14 protein-coding genes and 1 pseudogene are annotated in these 14,147 nt (G+C 42.2%); 3 read left to right on the top strand and 12 right to left on the bottom strand.

Going from position 1 to position 14,147, the window contains the following annotated elements:
* Window positions 1–21: 21 nt before the first annotated feature.
* From A0125_RS13200 to tilS, 5 genes and pseudogenes are all read right to left on the bottom strand, one after another.
* Entirely contained in the window at window positions 22–336 is a 315-nt protein-coding gene (locus tag A0125_RS13200) for a DUF721 domain-containing protein (RefSeq protein ID WP_066757079.1), read from the bottom strand.
* Window positions 323–1,434 (bottom strand): annotated as a pseudogene (recF, locus tag A0125_RS13195) (DNA replication/repair protein RecF). The gene A0125_RS13200 and the pseudogene recF overlap by 14 nt, the downstream one beginning before the upstream one ends.
* 20 nt (window positions 1,435–1,454) lie before the next feature.
* Window positions 1,455–1,757, bottom strand: a complete 303-nt coding sequence (locus tag A0125_RS13190) for a DUF4834 family protein (RefSeq protein ID WP_066757075.1) — start codon at window positions 1,755–1,757, stop codon at window positions 1,455–1,457.
* Between the two features lie 82 nt (window positions 1,758–1,839).
* Window positions 1,840–2,319: a hypothetical protein gene (locus A0125_RS13185; RefSeq protein WP_066757072.1), complete on the bottom strand. Its 480-nt coding sequence runs from the start codon at window positions 2,317–2,319 to the stop codon at window positions 1,840–1,842.
* Window positions 2,320–2,328: 9 nt separating this feature from the next.
* Window positions 2,329–3,654, bottom strand: coding sequence for a tRNA lysidine(34) synthetase TilS (gene tilS / locus A0125_RS13180; protein WP_066757069.1), 1,326 nt, complete (start codon window positions 3,652–3,654; stop codon window positions 2,329–2,331).
* A 144-nt stretch (window positions 3,655–3,798) separates the two neighbouring features.
* Between tilS and A0125_RS13175 the strand changes: the two genes are divergently transcribed.
* Together A0125_RS13175 and A0125_RS13170 are read left to right on the top strand one after the other, a co-directional pair.
* Window positions 3,799–6,066, top strand: a complete 2,268-nt coding sequence (locus A0125_RS13175; protein WP_197464881.1) for an OstA-like protein — start codon at window positions 3,799–3,801, stop codon at window positions 6,064–6,066.
* 65 nt (window positions 6,067–6,131) lie between these two features.
* Entirely contained in the window at window positions 6,132–7,457 is a 1,326-nt protein-coding gene (locus tag A0125_RS13170; protein WP_066757062.1) for a PQQ-dependent sugar dehydrogenase, read from the top strand.
* Window positions 7,458–7,592: 135 nt separating this feature from the next.
* On the opposite strand, the gene A0125_RS13165 is transcribed toward A0125_RS13170, so the two are convergent.
* The 3 genes from A0125_RS13165 to A0125_RS13155 all read right to left on the bottom strand — a co-directional run bounded on the left by A0125_RS13165 (window position 7,593) and on the right by A0125_RS13155 (window position 10,640).
* On the bottom strand, window positions 7,593–8,009 hold the full coding sequence (locus A0125_RS13165) for an OsmC family protein (RefSeq protein ID WP_066757059.1): 417 nt from the start codon (window positions 8,007–8,009) through the stop codon (window positions 7,593–7,595).
* A 109-nt stretch (window positions 8,010–8,118) separates the two neighbouring features.
* Window positions 8,119–9,414 (bottom strand): SGNH/GDSL hydrolase family protein, encoded by a 1,296-nt coding sequence (locus tag A0125_RS13160; protein WP_066757276.1) that lies wholly within the window; start codon window positions 9,412–9,414, stop codon window positions 8,119–8,121.
* A gap of 11 nt (window positions 9,415–9,425) precedes the next feature.
* Window positions 9,426–10,640 carry an OmpP1/FadL family transporter gene (locus A0125_RS13155; protein ID WP_066757050.1) on the bottom strand — a complete coding sequence of 405 codons (1,215 nt, stop codon included), beginning with the start codon at window positions 10,638–10,640 and terminating at the stop codon, window positions 9,426–9,428.
* Window positions 10,641–10,842: 202 nt separating this feature from the next.
* Here A0125_RS13155 and tpx point away from each other — a divergent pair, with 202 nt between their 5' ends.
* Window positions 10,843–11,340 (top strand): thiol peroxidase, encoded by a 498-nt coding sequence (gene tpx, locus A0125_RS13150; protein WP_066757048.1) that lies wholly within the window; start codon window positions 10,843–10,845, stop codon window positions 11,338–11,340.
* Window positions 11,341–11,434: 94 nt separating this feature from the next.
* On the opposite strand, the gene A0125_RS13145 is transcribed toward tpx, so the two are convergent.
* The 4 genes from A0125_RS13145 to A0125_RS13130 form a co-directional block, all read right to left on the bottom strand.
* On the bottom strand, window positions 11,435–12,829 hold the full coding sequence (locus tag A0125_RS13145) for a peptidylprolyl isomerase (RefSeq protein WP_066757046.1): 1,395 nt from the start codon (window positions 12,827–12,829) through the stop codon (window positions 11,435–11,437).
* Between the two features lie 137 nt (window positions 12,830–12,966).
* Window positions 12,967–13,404, bottom strand: a complete 438-nt coding sequence (gene mnhG / locus A0125_RS13140) for a monovalent cation/H(+) antiporter subunit G (RefSeq protein ID WP_066757043.1) — start codon at window positions 13,402–13,404, stop codon at window positions 12,967–12,969.
* Window positions 13,397–13,669 carry a monovalent cation/H+ antiporter complex subunit F gene (locus A0125_RS13135; protein ID WP_066757040.1) on the bottom strand — a complete coding sequence of 91 codons (273 nt, stop codon included), beginning with the start codon at window positions 13,667–13,669 and terminating at the stop codon, window positions 13,397–13,399. The genes mnhG and A0125_RS13135 overlap by 8 nt, the downstream gene beginning before the upstream one ends.
* Window positions 13,666–14,142 carry a Na+/H+ antiporter subunit E gene (locus tag A0125_RS13130; RefSeq protein WP_066757037.1) on the bottom strand — a complete coding sequence of 159 codons (477 nt, stop codon included), beginning with the start codon at window positions 14,140–14,142 and terminating at the stop codon, window positions 13,666–13,668. The genes A0125_RS13135 and A0125_RS13130 overlap by 4 nt, the downstream gene beginning before the upstream one ends.
* Window positions 14,143–14,147 lie beyond the last annotated feature (5 nt).

Here is a 14,147-nt window from a genome sequence, read left to right as displayed (position 1 = left end):
AGATAAAAGTAAAATGTCGGATTATAGGATCACAAATTCCTCCACCATCACATAGCCCACATGTTCATTGATGCGGCCTAATATCTGCCGTCGCATCATCGCCAATTCGTTTTTAATAACAGCAGATTCAACAGATACAAACAACTTTTTGTCGCGAATATAAATTTTGTTGGTTCTATTGGCGATCGCTTTGCCGATGATATCAGGCCAAGCATTTACAATAGAGGTTTCATCAAACTTCTGCCGAAGTCGGTAGACTTCCAGCATTTTTTCTACTGCTTGTTTGATAGAGATATCGTCACTTCGCCGGATATCTTCTCCTCTATATTTTCTCATTTGCCGCACCTTCTTTGACTTCAAAGATACGAATAGGCTTGCCGATTTCTTGAAAAATCTGACTTATTCGTTTGGCATCGGTATCCGTGATGAAAATTTGCCCAAAAGCGTCGTCCGACACCATCTGCATGATTTTTCTGGTGCGTATATCATCGAGCTTATCAAAGATATCATCCAGCAGTAGTAATGGTGCATATCCTTTTTTCTCTTTCAAAAAAGAATACTGAGCTAATTTTAGTGCAATGAGAAAGGATTTTTGCTGTCCTTGCGATCCAAATTTCTTGAGTGGCATGCCTCATGGATGCTGAAAAGAAGATCGTCTTTGTGAATGCCTTGGCTCGTACGCTCAAGAATACGATCTTTATCTTGATTTGTTGCCAAAAGCTGGGCAAATGTATTATGCAGCAGCGGCGACTCATAGCTGAGTTCCACCATTTCGGCTTCGCCCGAAATGTAATTGTAATGTTGCTTGAAAAAAGGGGCAAACTCTTGCATAAACGCTTTTCGCTTAGCGAAAATCTGATCGCCAACTTCAATTAACTGACTGTCGAGCACATCTAACAAACTTAAATCAAGCTGTCTGCTGGCCGCGGCCATTTTGAGCAATTGATTGCGCTGTTGTATGATGCGGTTGTATTGGATCAGCGTATCGAGGTAGCGATTGTCGGTCTGCGAAATAACATTGTCGATAAATTTACGCCGCTCTTCACTACCTTCTAAGATAATGCCCACGTCATTGGGTGTGATCATCACCAGCGGATATTGGCCGATATGATCAGCCAATCTGGGGTAGTCTTTTTTGTTTTTTCTGAACTGTTTTTTTTGGTTTTTCTTGAGGCTGCACGAGATGCTATCGGCCACTTCAGTGGTTTTCTCGAATAGGCCTTGCACCATAAACCAATCCTCGCCTTTCTTGATGTGTTGAGAATCGATTGGATTGAAGTAGGATTTGCAAAGCGACAGGTAATGGATCGCATCTAGCAAATTGGTTTTGCCAGCGCCATTAAATCCTGTAAAAGCATTGGTGGCTGGAGAAAACTCCAACGTCGATTCTGCGTAATTCTTGAATTGTAAAAGAGAGAGCTGCTTTAGCCACATAAAGTGCGAAGTACGGCTATTTATTTGACTTCTTCAAAATCTACAAATTCTCCGGCAGTGGCTTGGCCGCTGCGTGGATCTTCTTTGGGAGGTACATAGGCTACTTTGACCTTGCCATCAGCTCTATCTTGTCTGCCGTTTTGCTGTTGGCCAAATCCTTGATATTGAAAAGGTCCACTTTGACCATTAAAGTTGCCTTGTTGTGCTTTTTTCATGATCTTCTCGGCCATCTTTTTCATGGCGAAAGGCAGCAAGAGCCGCACACTCAACTTGAATGCATAATAACAGGCAACTAGTATAACTACGACTTTTAAAAATTCCATGGTAAATCGCTTTTCCCAAATTTAATAAAACTCGCTTAGAATGCCCGACGAAAATGTCAGATGAGGATCACTTAACAAAATTTTAGCTTTTGGCAGCGAGGATTGCTGTCGCCAATTCATTGGGTCGTTGCGATCCGATAACATAGATCAGTCCATCAAGGTCGGTGAGCCACACTGCATTTTTGCCGCCCGAGTAGAAACGGATTTTTCCATTTTTATGCAGATTGTACACCGGATTGTTGACGATAAATTTATTGTAGGGCTTGACCTCAACCTTGGCTATTGACCGTAGGTCGATCTTTACCAAACTGGTAGTCCATAAGCCGCTCAACGTTAGTTTATGATCTTGTACCAAGGTGCGGTAGCTAATCATGTATAGCATGAGAATCGAAACAAAAAGAATACCTACGCCTGTGATAAAAAATAATTGACTAGATACAATATGATCGATATTGAGATAGTACGCCATAAAACAGAAAAGTGCGAGAATAAGACGCACACTCACCCAAGTCATATCTCGACCTAAATATTGCTTTTCTTCGAATGCAAACTGCTCTCCCATACCCTTTTTTTAACGATATACGAATGTAGCTACTTTCTTTGTATTTTCGCTCATTCGGTACCTATTATCTAATTGGTAACCGATAATCCAGATGATTTCTCCATTACCATTTACCAAAATTGGCACTTGGTTTTTCTCTAGCAATGGCACTTTTTTTTGAATAAAAAAATCGCTTAATTTTTTACTGCTCTGCATCCCCAGCGGTCTAAAACGGTCGCCCGATATCCAGCTACGTACTGTGAGCGGGAATACTAACTTCTCAAAATCGACTTGTGCTTTGTTTTTAGAAGCATGTAGTGCGGTGTCTGTACCAATCTGAAGTGATAATGTTCTTTCGGCAATGATTAATCTTGGCTCTTCTAGATTCAGATATTGCTGATTTAGCGGCAATTGACTTCTGCGATATAAAAACAGCTTGGATCGATCCACCAAGATGACATGACTTTCCGATTCAAACTGAGCTCCGATGTGTTGGAGTTCGGAATTGGCCAGGTCTGCCACTATATTCTTTTCAAAATGGAAGGGCCTAAATAGTTCAAATAGCAACGGGAGGTCGTGCATATAAACTTCGATTGAACTTTTATCTATACTGATGCGTTCTGCTTCCGCAACGAAAAGTTTCTTACGTACGTCGTCCGTCAATCGCTGTAACAGGTCGTAACTCTCTGCCAATCGCTCGATATTGTCCAACATCACTGTATCAAAATGTGGGTTCAGCGTACGAAACTGCGGCAGGATATCAAGGCGTATCTTGTTGCGTACGTATTTGTTTGAAAAATTACTTTGATCATCCCGATAGGGAATATCCAATTGCTTGACGGTTTCCGTGATTTCATGTTGGGACATCCACAAGATTGGTCGGATAATGCGATCGCGCTTCGCTGCAATACCGCGCATGCCACGCAAACCCGTGCCTCGAGTAAGATTGATAAAAACCGTCTCAATATGATCTTGTTGATGATGCGCTACCGCTACTGCTTGGTAATTATGCGTTTCGCAAAGCTGCTCGAACCATTGATAGCGAAGTTCACGAGCGCTCATTTGTATAGAAAGCTGCTGTTGTTCGGCGTGTAGCTGCGTGTCAAACTGTGTATGAAAAAATGGAATATCGTGCTTCGTAGCGAATTGACGAACAAGTGCTTCATCTAGATCCGATTCTTCACCACGTAGTTTAAAATTGCAATGTGCAATGGCGATCTGATAATCCAGTTTCCACAGTAGATAAGCCATGAGCATAGAATCTTTGCCGCCGCTTACGCCGAGCAAAATACGATCTTGCTGATCGCATAATTGCTCGCCAACCATATATTGTGCAAGTCTGTCCAAGATCTCCATAGCCAAAGTTAATGAGCATAAGACGAACTTTCACCGAATTAATCAGATTGTTTTTGATCTTACAGTCTAGAAAGCGATTTATTACGAGAGGCACGCACATGTTTTTAACATTTTTTTGGAGATTAAATGTCTATTTTTGCGCTTGTGAAACCATTGTTTACCCTTTTCATCTATCTGCTGTCTTTGGCGGCTTTGCAAGCGCAGCAAGGCGCAGCAGATGCCATGCGTTTGGTTTCTTCCACTCGTGGTGTGATTATTGAACAGCGCGTCATGCGCCATTACAATCCTGTTTACGAGCATAAAAACAATACGTTAATGGCTGATAGTGGAGATTTCTGGCGTGATGAGATTGGTAGAGAGTTTTTCGAAGCGTATGGCAACGTCGTAATTACGCAACCATCAGGTACCGTTATTTATGGCGACCGCTTGCATTACGAGGCAGCGACGCAGCATGCGGTGCTCACGAGCAATGTACGTGTTGTAGACGGCAAATCCGTCTTGACCACCAATTATCTGACTTACAGTTTCCGCGATCAAAGAGGTACGTATACCGGCGGAGGTCGCATCGTAAGCGGTACAGATACAATTACTTCTCGTAATGCCTATTATTTTGAGCGCAGTAAAGATTCATATTTTAGAGAAAAAGTTGTCGTACGTTCGCCCGATGTTGTGATATACACGGATACGATGCGCTATAATTCGATTACACGCAACAATTATTTTTTCGGACCTACTAATATAAAAGGAAGAGCAGGGGAGAACCTCTATACCGAACGAGGTGTGTATAATACCGGTACAGGCATTGCCAAGTTCAACCTCAACAACCTTTATACCGAAGGATCCAAATTTTTGAAAGGTGATAGCCTATATTATGATCGATCGGTTGGCGATGGAGAAGCTTTCCGGAATGTGGTATTCGTAGATACATTGGAGAAGTTCTATGCTAATGGCGGATACGGAAAATATCGCGGTGGAGAAGAGTCTATTACGATGGCCGATAATCCGCTGGTGAAGATGGTCGTAGAGAACGATACCGCGTCCAAAGCGCCTGTTGACAGTATAGCGAATGGTGAGGTTGAAGAAGAAAAGTTGTCGCGGCGTGAGCGTAGGTTACGCGACCGTGCTTTGGAAGAGGAACAACAGCAAAAAGAGGAGATAGCTAAGCAAGAGCTAGCATTATTGACCGATTCTCTATCAGATGATCGGGTGCTTTTAGATACTGTACATATCGCTTCTACACCAAAAAGTAAAGTAGATACGGTTTACATGACTGCGGATACGATATTTTCAAGAACCATTCCCCGAGCCGAATATGTGGCGCTCAATCTGGGATTGAGTCGCGATGGTGGTCAGTTGCTCTTGGAGGAAGATGTTGATTATGGCGATGATGATGATTTGATAGAAGCAGGCGAAAGCGACGAGCTGAATGAGCTTTCTATCCCACCAACGATATCTAATGCCGACAGTACCGATGTGGTAAATAGCACGATTGCGGCAGTAGATTCGATCCAGAAAAAAGAGTTGCAACGCGCAATCGGCAGACCGCCAGATATGGGCAAGAGAGCAGATTCGCTGACCATTGCCAATACTCTGAAGGCGGATAGTACGCTACGTGACCAAGTGGTAATTCCTTTAGAGAATGAGGCCGGCAAACGCATTGATGCCGCGATGGAAACGGTGATGAAGCCAGATTCTTTATCGGCACAAGATTCCGTAAAAGCGCTCGCTGATACAGCAAGAACTCGTATTGTAAAAGCATATCACCATGTACGTATGTTCAAATCCGATTTGCAAGCGGTGGCCGATTCGGTCTACTATGGCATGCAGGATTCGATGTTTCGCTTCATGGGGAAACCCATGATTTGGTCGGATGGTTCGCAGATATCGGCTGATACTATTTACATGCAGATGGTGAATCGAAAGCTCGATAATGCCCTATTGAAAGATAATGCCTTTATGGTTAATGCGGTGCTAGATTCCATAAAATTCAACCAATTGAAGGGACGCAAGATTACGGTTTTCTTTGATCAAAATTATATCGAACGATTGTTTGTAGATGGCAATGCTGAGAATCTGGTATTCAACGTAGATGAGCCCACGGGTATTATTCGAGACATGTTTCATGATCGCGGTGCACGAATCAAGATTGTTTTTGAAGATCGTAAAATACTCCTGTATAGTAGTTACAAACCCAACCAACAGGTTTACCCTCTCAAACTGGTTAATCAGGAGAATGAAATTTTGCCAGGGTTCATTTGGCGACCACAAGATCGGCCTACATCGGTAGAAGATATGATGCTTCGCAAACGGGATAGTACCGTTCCGGAAAAATCTGATGAAAAAGAAGGACAAGAGCAAACAAGTAGTGATGGGAATGCCCCTTCTACGGATGTACTCATCGAAGAAGAATAGGCTTTTTAAACTATTTCGACACATTGTTGTTGTAACTTGTAAGTTAGTTACACGCAATTTAGATTATGACTTATCTTATTAAAAAACCTGTTTTTTACGGATTATTATTTAGCATCAGCCTATTCAGCTGTAATTCGAGCAATCAAGAACAAAAAAAACATAGCATTAACGACTCCACAAAAGTCGATCGTGAATATGGAGATTCTATCGCCATACAAGAGCCTATGGCAACTAAGCCTACCAATAAGTTCGCAACTATTGTGGGCTGGAAGGATGGCGCCATGCCGAAAGCACCTAAAGGCTATAAAGTCGTCAAATTTGCCGAAAATCTGAATAGTCCGAGAAATATTTATGTGGGCCCAAACGGGGATATATTTGTCGCGCAATCGCGTACTGACGAGGAAGGTAAGGATGACGAGTATGTTAATGCGCGAAATATCTTTCGCAGTGCGAGTCCAGATGAGGTGTTAGTATTCAAAGATACAAACGGAGATGGCATCGCAGATGAAAAGAACGTGTTTTTGAACAATCTGGCACAACCTTACGGTATGTTGATCTTGGGAGACTATTTCTATGTTGCTAATACGGATGCGCTAATGCGCTATCCTTATGACCGACAAAAAGGTACATTGAAATCGAAATCTGGTACGAAGCTCTTAACGTTGCCTGCTGGTGGGTATAATAACCACTGGACAAGAAACATTATAGCGAATAAAGATGAAAGTAAAATATTCATTTCAGTAGGATCAGGGAGTAATGTTGGCGAAAATGGTATGGAGCATGAAGTGCGCCGTGCGGTCATCTTGGAAGTAAATCCCGATGGTTCGGGTGAGCGCATATTTGGATCTGGATTGCGTAATGCGGTCGGTATGGATATTGAGCCACAAACTAATATGTTGTGGACTGCGGTGAATGAGCGAGATGAACTTGGAGATGAGTTAGTACCAGACTATATCACGTCGGTACAAGCTGAGAAATTTTATGGCTGGCCTTATTATTACTGGGGCATGAAGGTAGATCCACGATGGGAAGGTCGTATCCCAGAGAATTTGCCCAAATCATTAAAACCAGATTATGCCGTGGGCGCACATACTGCTTCGCTCGGGTTTGTATTTAACAAAGCGCCGGGCTTTGAACAAGGTGCTTTCATCGGACAGCATGGATCGTGGAATCGTTCAGAATTTGTGGGTTACAAAGTTGCCTTCATTCCCTTCGTGAATGGCAAACCAAATGGGAAAACACAGGATTTTCTAACCGGTTTTGTGGCGAATAAAGATAAGAAAGAAGTGCATGGCCGACCAGTCGGTGTTGCATTTACCAAAGATTATATGCTTGTAGCAGATGACGCCGCAAATGTGATTTGGGCAGTCATTCCTGAGAAGACAAGATAGACGATATAAATTGAGCGGCTGTCAACTAAAGATAGTCGACAACAGTCCAAATACAAAAGCGCGACAGGTAACAAGATCCGTCGCGCTTTTGTGCTGAATAGCATAGTCGCTTGTTTGAAAATTATCTGAGGTGGCCTAGTTGATCTTAATGCTATACGTAATATCAACACCGCCTGCGGCTAACATGTCGTGTACCGAACAATATTTCTTGACGGCTAATTCAGCCGCTTTTGCTGCTTTGTCCGTATCGATAGTGCCTTTAAGTGAAAATGCAATATGAATGTTGGTGAAAATGGTCGGTACTTCTTCCCTGCGCTTGCCTTGTACTTCCACTTGGATGTCATCGATCTGTTGGCGTTGCTTTTTCAAAATGACAGATAGATCAAACACACTACATGAGCCAAGTGCAAATAGTACTAACTCCATTGGTCGTACGCCCAAACCTTTGCCTCCGATTTCTGGAGAGCCATCAATATGTATTTTCACGTCAGACGTGCTACTACTGCCTGCGAAGTGCATGGCATCGTTTTCGCGTTGTAATGTTACTTTCATCGTATTACAAATATACATAATAGCTTGTTAGCAAAAAAAGCGTTGGTTCAGAGAACCAACGCTTTAAATTCTATTCCAGATAAAAGAGATTATGTGAAATGTATCTACTTTAATTAGGCATCCTTACGCCAGCGTATTGAGTGATATCTACTCGTGGTATGGAAGCATTATACTTTTTGTTAATAGCTTCTATAAATACGTTTGCCACAACCGCATTACCGATTGGAGTAAGATGTATCCCATCTAAAGAAAAGGCATTGCCACGAATGAATTGCGCATTGAAAGGTATGCTGCTCAATACTAAGCCTGATTTCACCTGATTAAAGAAACTATACATATCCACTAGCGCTAAGTCATTAGCTTCTGCGGCTTGTCTGATAACCGAATTGTATTGTATCACAATAGCGCTCACTTGTGGTATTTCATCACGATCTAGTACCATATTGTCTGGTATTGGGTTGCGTGGATCAACACCAAATCCATTGTCTACACCAATCCTTTCTCTAGGCAATGTTAAAAAGAATAGGTCCTCTGGAGTAGCAGCTCTAATGCCTGTTTTAGTTTGAATGTAAATATCTAGGTCATTATTACCCGTTGCAGAGCGTACACCAGCTACAAGCTGCGCGTAGGTAACTGTATTAAAAAATGGAATGCTCGTAACATCCGGAATAGTGGCCACGACTCCTTTACGGTCTCCGGTGGTCAATGCAGCGATGTAGTTGTTATAAGCTCCAGTAAAAGTTTGAATGTTGGTCAATGTAGTCGTTGCGTCAGCAGGATTGGCAACAGCGCCATTCATGGCATAGCCTAATACATCATTATTGCCTAACCAAAAAGAGAAAAAAGTATGCTGTCTGCCTGTAGTGAAACTAAGATAGCTTGTGTTTCGTACAGCACTATCTTCCAACAAACGTTCAAAATACGGATTTGCTGCACCAAATTCCGGTACAAAGGCTAAATCTAGCCGCATACCTGGTACGCCATAATTATGGTATTCCGCTCCTTCGTATTTCGTATATAACGGCCCGCCAGTTACCGGATTCTGACCTCTAATAGCCAAGTTGGTGGTTACCGACTCGAGTGTAGGATTACCATTTGTTAATGCGGTAAGACGAAGATAACCGGATCCATTTGCCTGATTTTCGTTAAAGAACGGTGAGGTAAAGGTACCGCCACCGACTTGCTGCATCTGCGCCGCGATCAAGTTAGGGAATGCGACGCGCTGGCCTTCTAGATATAAGCCGCCATCCGCAAAGCCAGCAGTCAATGAATTACCGATAGAAATGTACTTAGAGAAATCTGCCGTAGATGTCCGCACTTCTGGTTCGTCGAAACTTGGAGCACAGGAAGCAACAAAGAACAGTGCCGCAAATGCAAAAATATAGTTGTTAAAGATCTTTTTCATAATCGTAAGGTTTACCATTTATAGCTAAGTGAAACGCCTGGAGCATGGATGTAGGTTTCATACCGCCCTCTTAACCCGGTCGATACATTTGTAGTCGTTCTCGGGAGAGTGTGTTGAAAAGCGTAGGATGCATTCAACTCCCATTTTGGAGTAATGTCGTACGTCAAACCTAAAGCAGCAACGAATCTATCATTGTCTGGTGTTTCGGGATATACATAACCTGCGCGTACTGGCGTACGAATGTAACCAACACCTGTGCGAAGTGCTAAGCGATTACTTGCTTGATAGTTTATACCAACTCTTCCCGAGTAGGCATTCTCGTAGTTCTTTTCAGAAACCGTATTTGGAATCAGATCTGTTTCGTATTCAAAGGCTAATTGCTGATAAATGCTGTAATTTAGAATCGACCCATCGATCGCCATATTCACTCTTTCTCCTACAGGAAACGTAATACCCAAGTTTAATGAAGAAGGAAGAGGTAACTCGGCTGCAAACGCGGTATTAGGAAAGTTTGGTGCTAAGGTTTGTGGTACGTCGAATTGTGCCGAGCCGTTGTCCAATCTGGTGATCACTTTTGAACGATAACTGATGGAAAGAGCAAATTGATCTTCCAAGTGGTAGTGAACTCCTAAATTATAGCCCGTACCAGTACCTGTGCCTGAAAGCTGTGCGGTTGACGGTCTTCCATCAGGGTGGAAGGCAGGTATAGATCTACTTAAGTCTACTGAGCCAACATTGTAAATAAAACCACCGCCGATTGAAAATTGTTCTGTTAACTTAAAGCTAACTGTTGGTTGGATATAAATAGCTCTTAGCGAAAGATCATTTAACTCATAACGGCCAGGCCAATCATTACCCCAATCAACCGCTCCGCCAAAAGGTGTGTAAACAGCCAAACCCGCTTTCCAAAAAGCACCTTTTGGTCCAAATGTAGCATAAGCGGCAAATGGAGGACTGATCTGAAATCTGGTATTGTACCCATTGGAAGAACCCGCCTCTTGAAAGGCTGAACGAAACATGATACCAGTAGCGCCTACTTGTACTGCATTATGTTCCATCTTGGCCAAAGCTCCGGGGCTATAGACCATCGAAGCCTCATCGATAAACAGTGCGCTACCAGCGCCCGCCATACCGACAATCTTTTGATTTTGCGTATTTACCTGCGTCCCTTGTGCCATCGCGAACACAGGAGTTGCCAATAAAAGGCCGAGTAATAATCTTTTCATATGCTCTTAGTTATATGTGGTTAGTGTTGCCTACTGATGGTGGGCAATGATGTTTATAATTAGTATGCTAACATAATATTTTAATCCGATAAAGCTATAATTTATTTCTATAAAATTTAAATACATAACCAGTATAGTGTGATATTGTTTAGCTTAGCTCTTGATAATTTCCTATCTTGTCGTCATTATAAAATTAAAATTCATGGCTACAATAACATTTAAAGGCAACGAAGTACACACGCAGGGGACATTACCTAACGTGGGGGATAGCGCTCCTAATTTTTCGCTTACAGGTAGTGATTTGTCACAAAAGTCCTTGGCAGATTTCGGTGGGAAAAACATCGTGCTAAATATCTTCCCTAGTGTAGATACTGGCACATGTGCTGCTTCTGTGAGAAGATTTAATCAGGAGCTTTCGGGTTTAGACAATACGGTGGTATTGTGTATTTCACGCGATTTACCTTTCGCACAGGGTCGTTTTTGTGCAGCAGAAGGCCTTGAGCAGGTACACACCTTGTCAGAATACAAGGATGAAAAGTTCTCAGAAGCATACGGAGTGAAATTTTCGGACGGTCCATTAGAAGGTTTGTTAAGCCGCGCTGTAGTAGTGATTGGTTCTGATGGAAAAGTGAAATACACCGAGCAAGTAGCGGAGGTAACCGAAGAGCCAAACTACAAAGCCGCCTTGGAGTCGATCTAATCTCGGTGCCGATTGCAATAAATACGAAGGGGTCTTCAACATCAGTTGAAGACCCTTCGTATTTATTATTAATATTGGAGTTGCTCGGTAAGCGTCAATTCGCTTGAGCTACTTTTTCCTCTTCTTTAGGTTTTCTTAACCACAGTTCAAGATCATCACAAGTCGAAAAATCTTCGTTGACATGAATGTACGTGGATGCTGTACGCTTTTCGAACCACTCGCTCAAATACCGGTTGACTTTGTCTTGCTGAGCCGCTTCTTGGATTTTTGCGAAATCTTGCTCCATATTGGCTTGGTGCGGTGCCACGCGTGTTTTCAAATAATTGAATTTGTAGGCTTGGATTCCGTCACGATGTGCATCTGTTACATGTGAAAACAGGTAAGGTTTAGAGTATTGTCCAGGTTTCAAGGTGTCAATGGCTGCAAATAGATCACGCTCCAGTCCATCTACAGAAATCATCGTACTGCGTGTGTAGGAGTTTTGATCGAATACCATACCGCCATTGAATTTAGTTTCTTTGGCATCAGAGTACAAGGATGCTGCGGTATGAAAACTCATTTTACCCGTAGCAACAAGATTGTATACGCTATCGATCTTAGATTTTGCACGCTCCAAGCTGGCTTGTGTCGGTTTCATGGTGATTAACAAGTGGCGCACATTCACCTCTTCCCCACGTCTTTCCAATACTTGTAAAAAGTGAAAACCAAAGGGAGTTTCGAATACTTCCGAGATCTCGCCAGGCTTTAATTTGAAAGCAACAGCAGAAAACTCTTTCACGTAACCTTCACGAGTAGAGAAACCCAAATCACCACCGTTCGGAGCAGATGGACATTCGGAGTAAAACCGAGCAATAGTTCCAAAATCTGACCCAGCTAATATTTGCTGGCGATAACCTTCGGCTTTGTTTTTATATTGTTCTTTTTCAGACTTAGTCAATACCGGTTCAATGACGATTTCGCCAGTTTCAATTTCTGTGTTGAAGTAAGGGAGACTGTCCTTATTCAATCCATCAAAATAACGGCTTACTTCTTGTGGAGTGACGTTAATCTTCTGAACAATATTTCCTTGTAAACGCTCTGCCCGCATTTGCTCTGCCATTGTAGGGCGTATTTCTTCTTTGTACTGCAATACCGACCGTTTCAGAAACCCTTCTAAACGCTCCTGATTACCGGCTTGCCTAATCATATGACGCATATTCTGGTTGATGCGATCATCAACTTCTGCTTCAGATACCTCAACAGAGTCGATCACCGCTTGCTGTGCCAACAATTTGGTCATGATGAGCTGTTGCAAAGCCTGGCATTTAAAGTTTGGATTTGCAGGTCCACCATTTGCTAAATATTGCGTGTATTGCATATCAACATCCGATTGTAAGATGATATTGGACCCCACGGTAGCTACGACTCTATCGATTAATTTATCTTGCGCTTGTACGAATTGCACTAGTGAAAGTACAAAAACAATAAAAAAAATCGTGTATTTCTTCATCTTCTAGTTGATTTATTCATTCCTACTGAGATACAAAGGTATGGAATTAATTGCAGTAAATATGGGGGTCAAAGTTAGGTCTTTTTTAGAGTGGCCTTTGATGCTTTAACCCTTTTTAACGTTGTGTAGTTACCGCTTTATTGAGTTGCTTCTTCATTATCGGCTATCTGCCCGTTTGCACTATCCGTCTGTTCGTCGTTATCCTCTTGTGCATCTTCGGGATCGCTTTTCAGTTCGTGTGTTTCTTGATTGTACATACCGTGCAATTCGTCTATCACCGTTTCTTTCCATAGCGGCGTTCCGGTGATGTAAGCTGTTCGTGCGATCATATGTGCCGCTACGGGTGCCGTGATGATTAAGAAGAATATAATAGCAATTGCTTTCGTCGTGACCGAGATGTCATCTGGAAACATGATCGCCGCACATATTAAAAAAAGACCAACCCCTAAAGTCGAAGCTTTTACCGTGACGGATAGCCGCAAATAAAAATCAGGCATACGAATCAGTCCAATGGAAGCAAATAAGATGGATAAAGCACCTATAGTGCTCAAAATTCCTAATATAATATTAATCATCTTTTTGTTTTTCAATATAATACGAGAATGCGATAGTGCCCAAAAAGGCGATCAGCGCCAAGATGATAGCTACATCGAGTAATACTTCTTCATTCTGCCGGATACTATAAATAGTTATGATACCGATACCGATAGTGATCATGACGTCGAGCGCAACTACGCGATCTACAACCGATGGACCTTTGGCAATGCGGATAAATACCAGCAGTACCGATAAGGTAAGAATCGGTAAAATAACATAATCAAAGTAGGTGCCTAATGTCATCGTAATACCTCCATCAATCTGCGTTCTACGCCCATTTTCAAACTGTTAATAAAAATTTCGGGATCATTCAAATACATTACATGTATGTACAGGGCTTTCTTATCTTCGCTCACATCTAAAATCAAGGTGCCCGGCGTCAAGGATATGAACGTCGATAGTACATTGATTTCCAAGTCTGTTTTGGCGCTCAACGGAAAACGTACTACTCCAGGTCGGAAGAAGTATTTCGGCGTCATCACATCGTACGCTACCTGTAAATTTGCTTTAATCATCTCCCAAATGAAATACAATAAAAAGCTAATGATCTTAGGTACACGGTAGAAATAGCGTTGATCATACTCATTGCGACTCATGATCCATAGTACGAAAAAGCCTAATAGCAGACCAAAGATGAAATTAGAGTAAGAAAGTGAACCAGTCAGTGCCACCCAGATGAAGGATAGCAATAGATTCATTAAGAAATACTTAATCATATCAA

Origin of the sequence: Sphingobacterium populi (assembly GCF_001586775.1) — a bacterium.
In the GTDB taxonomy this organism is placed as follows: Bacteria; Bacteroidota; Bacteroidia; order Sphingobacteriales; family Sphingobacteriaceae; genus Sphingobacterium; species Sphingobacterium populi.
This window is presented reverse-complemented; position numbering and strand designations above follow the sequence as displayed.

Bases quoted from the DNA above. Each gene is read 5' to 3' on its own strand.
- A0125_RS13155 (WP_066757050.1), bottom strand. From the start codon at position 10,640: ATGAAAAGATTATTACTCGGCCTTTTATTGGCAACTCCTGTGTTCGCG.
- A0125_RS13190 (WP_066757075.1), bottom strand. From the start codon at position 1,757: ATGGAATTTTTAAAAGTCGTAGTTATACTAGTTGCCTGTTATTATGCA.
- A0125_RS13130 (WP_066757037.1), bottom strand. From the start codon at position 14,142: ATGATTAAGTATTTCTTAATGAATCTATTGCTATCCTTCATCTGGGTG.
- A0125_RS13170 (WP_066757062.1), top strand. From the start codon at position 6,132: ATGACTTATCTTATTAAAAAACCTGTTTTTTACGGATTATTATTTAGC.
- tpx (WP_066757048.1), top strand. From the start codon at position 10,843: ATGGCTACAATAACATTTAAAGGCAACGAAGTACACACGCAGGGGACA.
- A0125_RS13185 (WP_066757072.1), bottom strand. From the start codon at position 2,319: ATGGGAGAGCAGTTTGCATTCGAAGAAAAGCAATATTTAGGTCGAGAT.
- A0125_RS13200 (WP_066757079.1), bottom strand. From the start codon at position 336: ATGAGAAAATATAGAGGAGAAGATATCCGGCGAAGTGACGATATCTCT.
- A0125_RS13165 (WP_066757059.1), bottom strand. From the start codon at position 8,009: ATGAAAGTAACATTACAACGCGAAAACGATGCCATGCACTTCGCAGGC.
- tilS (WP_066757069.1), bottom strand. From the start codon at position 3,654: ATGGAGATCTTGGACAGACTTGCACAATATATGGTTGGCGAGCAATTA.
- A0125_RS13145 (WP_066757046.1), bottom strand. From the start codon at position 12,829: ATGAAGAAATACACGATTTTTTTTATTGTTTTTGTACTTTCACTAGTG.
- A0125_RS13135 (WP_066757040.1), bottom strand. From the start codon at position 13,669: ATGACATTAGGCACCTACTTTGATTATGTTATTTTACCGATTCTTACC.
- mnhG (WP_066757043.1), bottom strand. From the start codon at position 13,404: ATGATTAATATTATATTAGGAATTTTGAGCACTATAGGTGCTTTATCC.
- A0125_RS13160 (WP_066757276.1), bottom strand. From the start codon at position 9,414: ATGAAAAAGATCTTTAACAACTATATTTTTGCATTTGCGGCACTGTTC.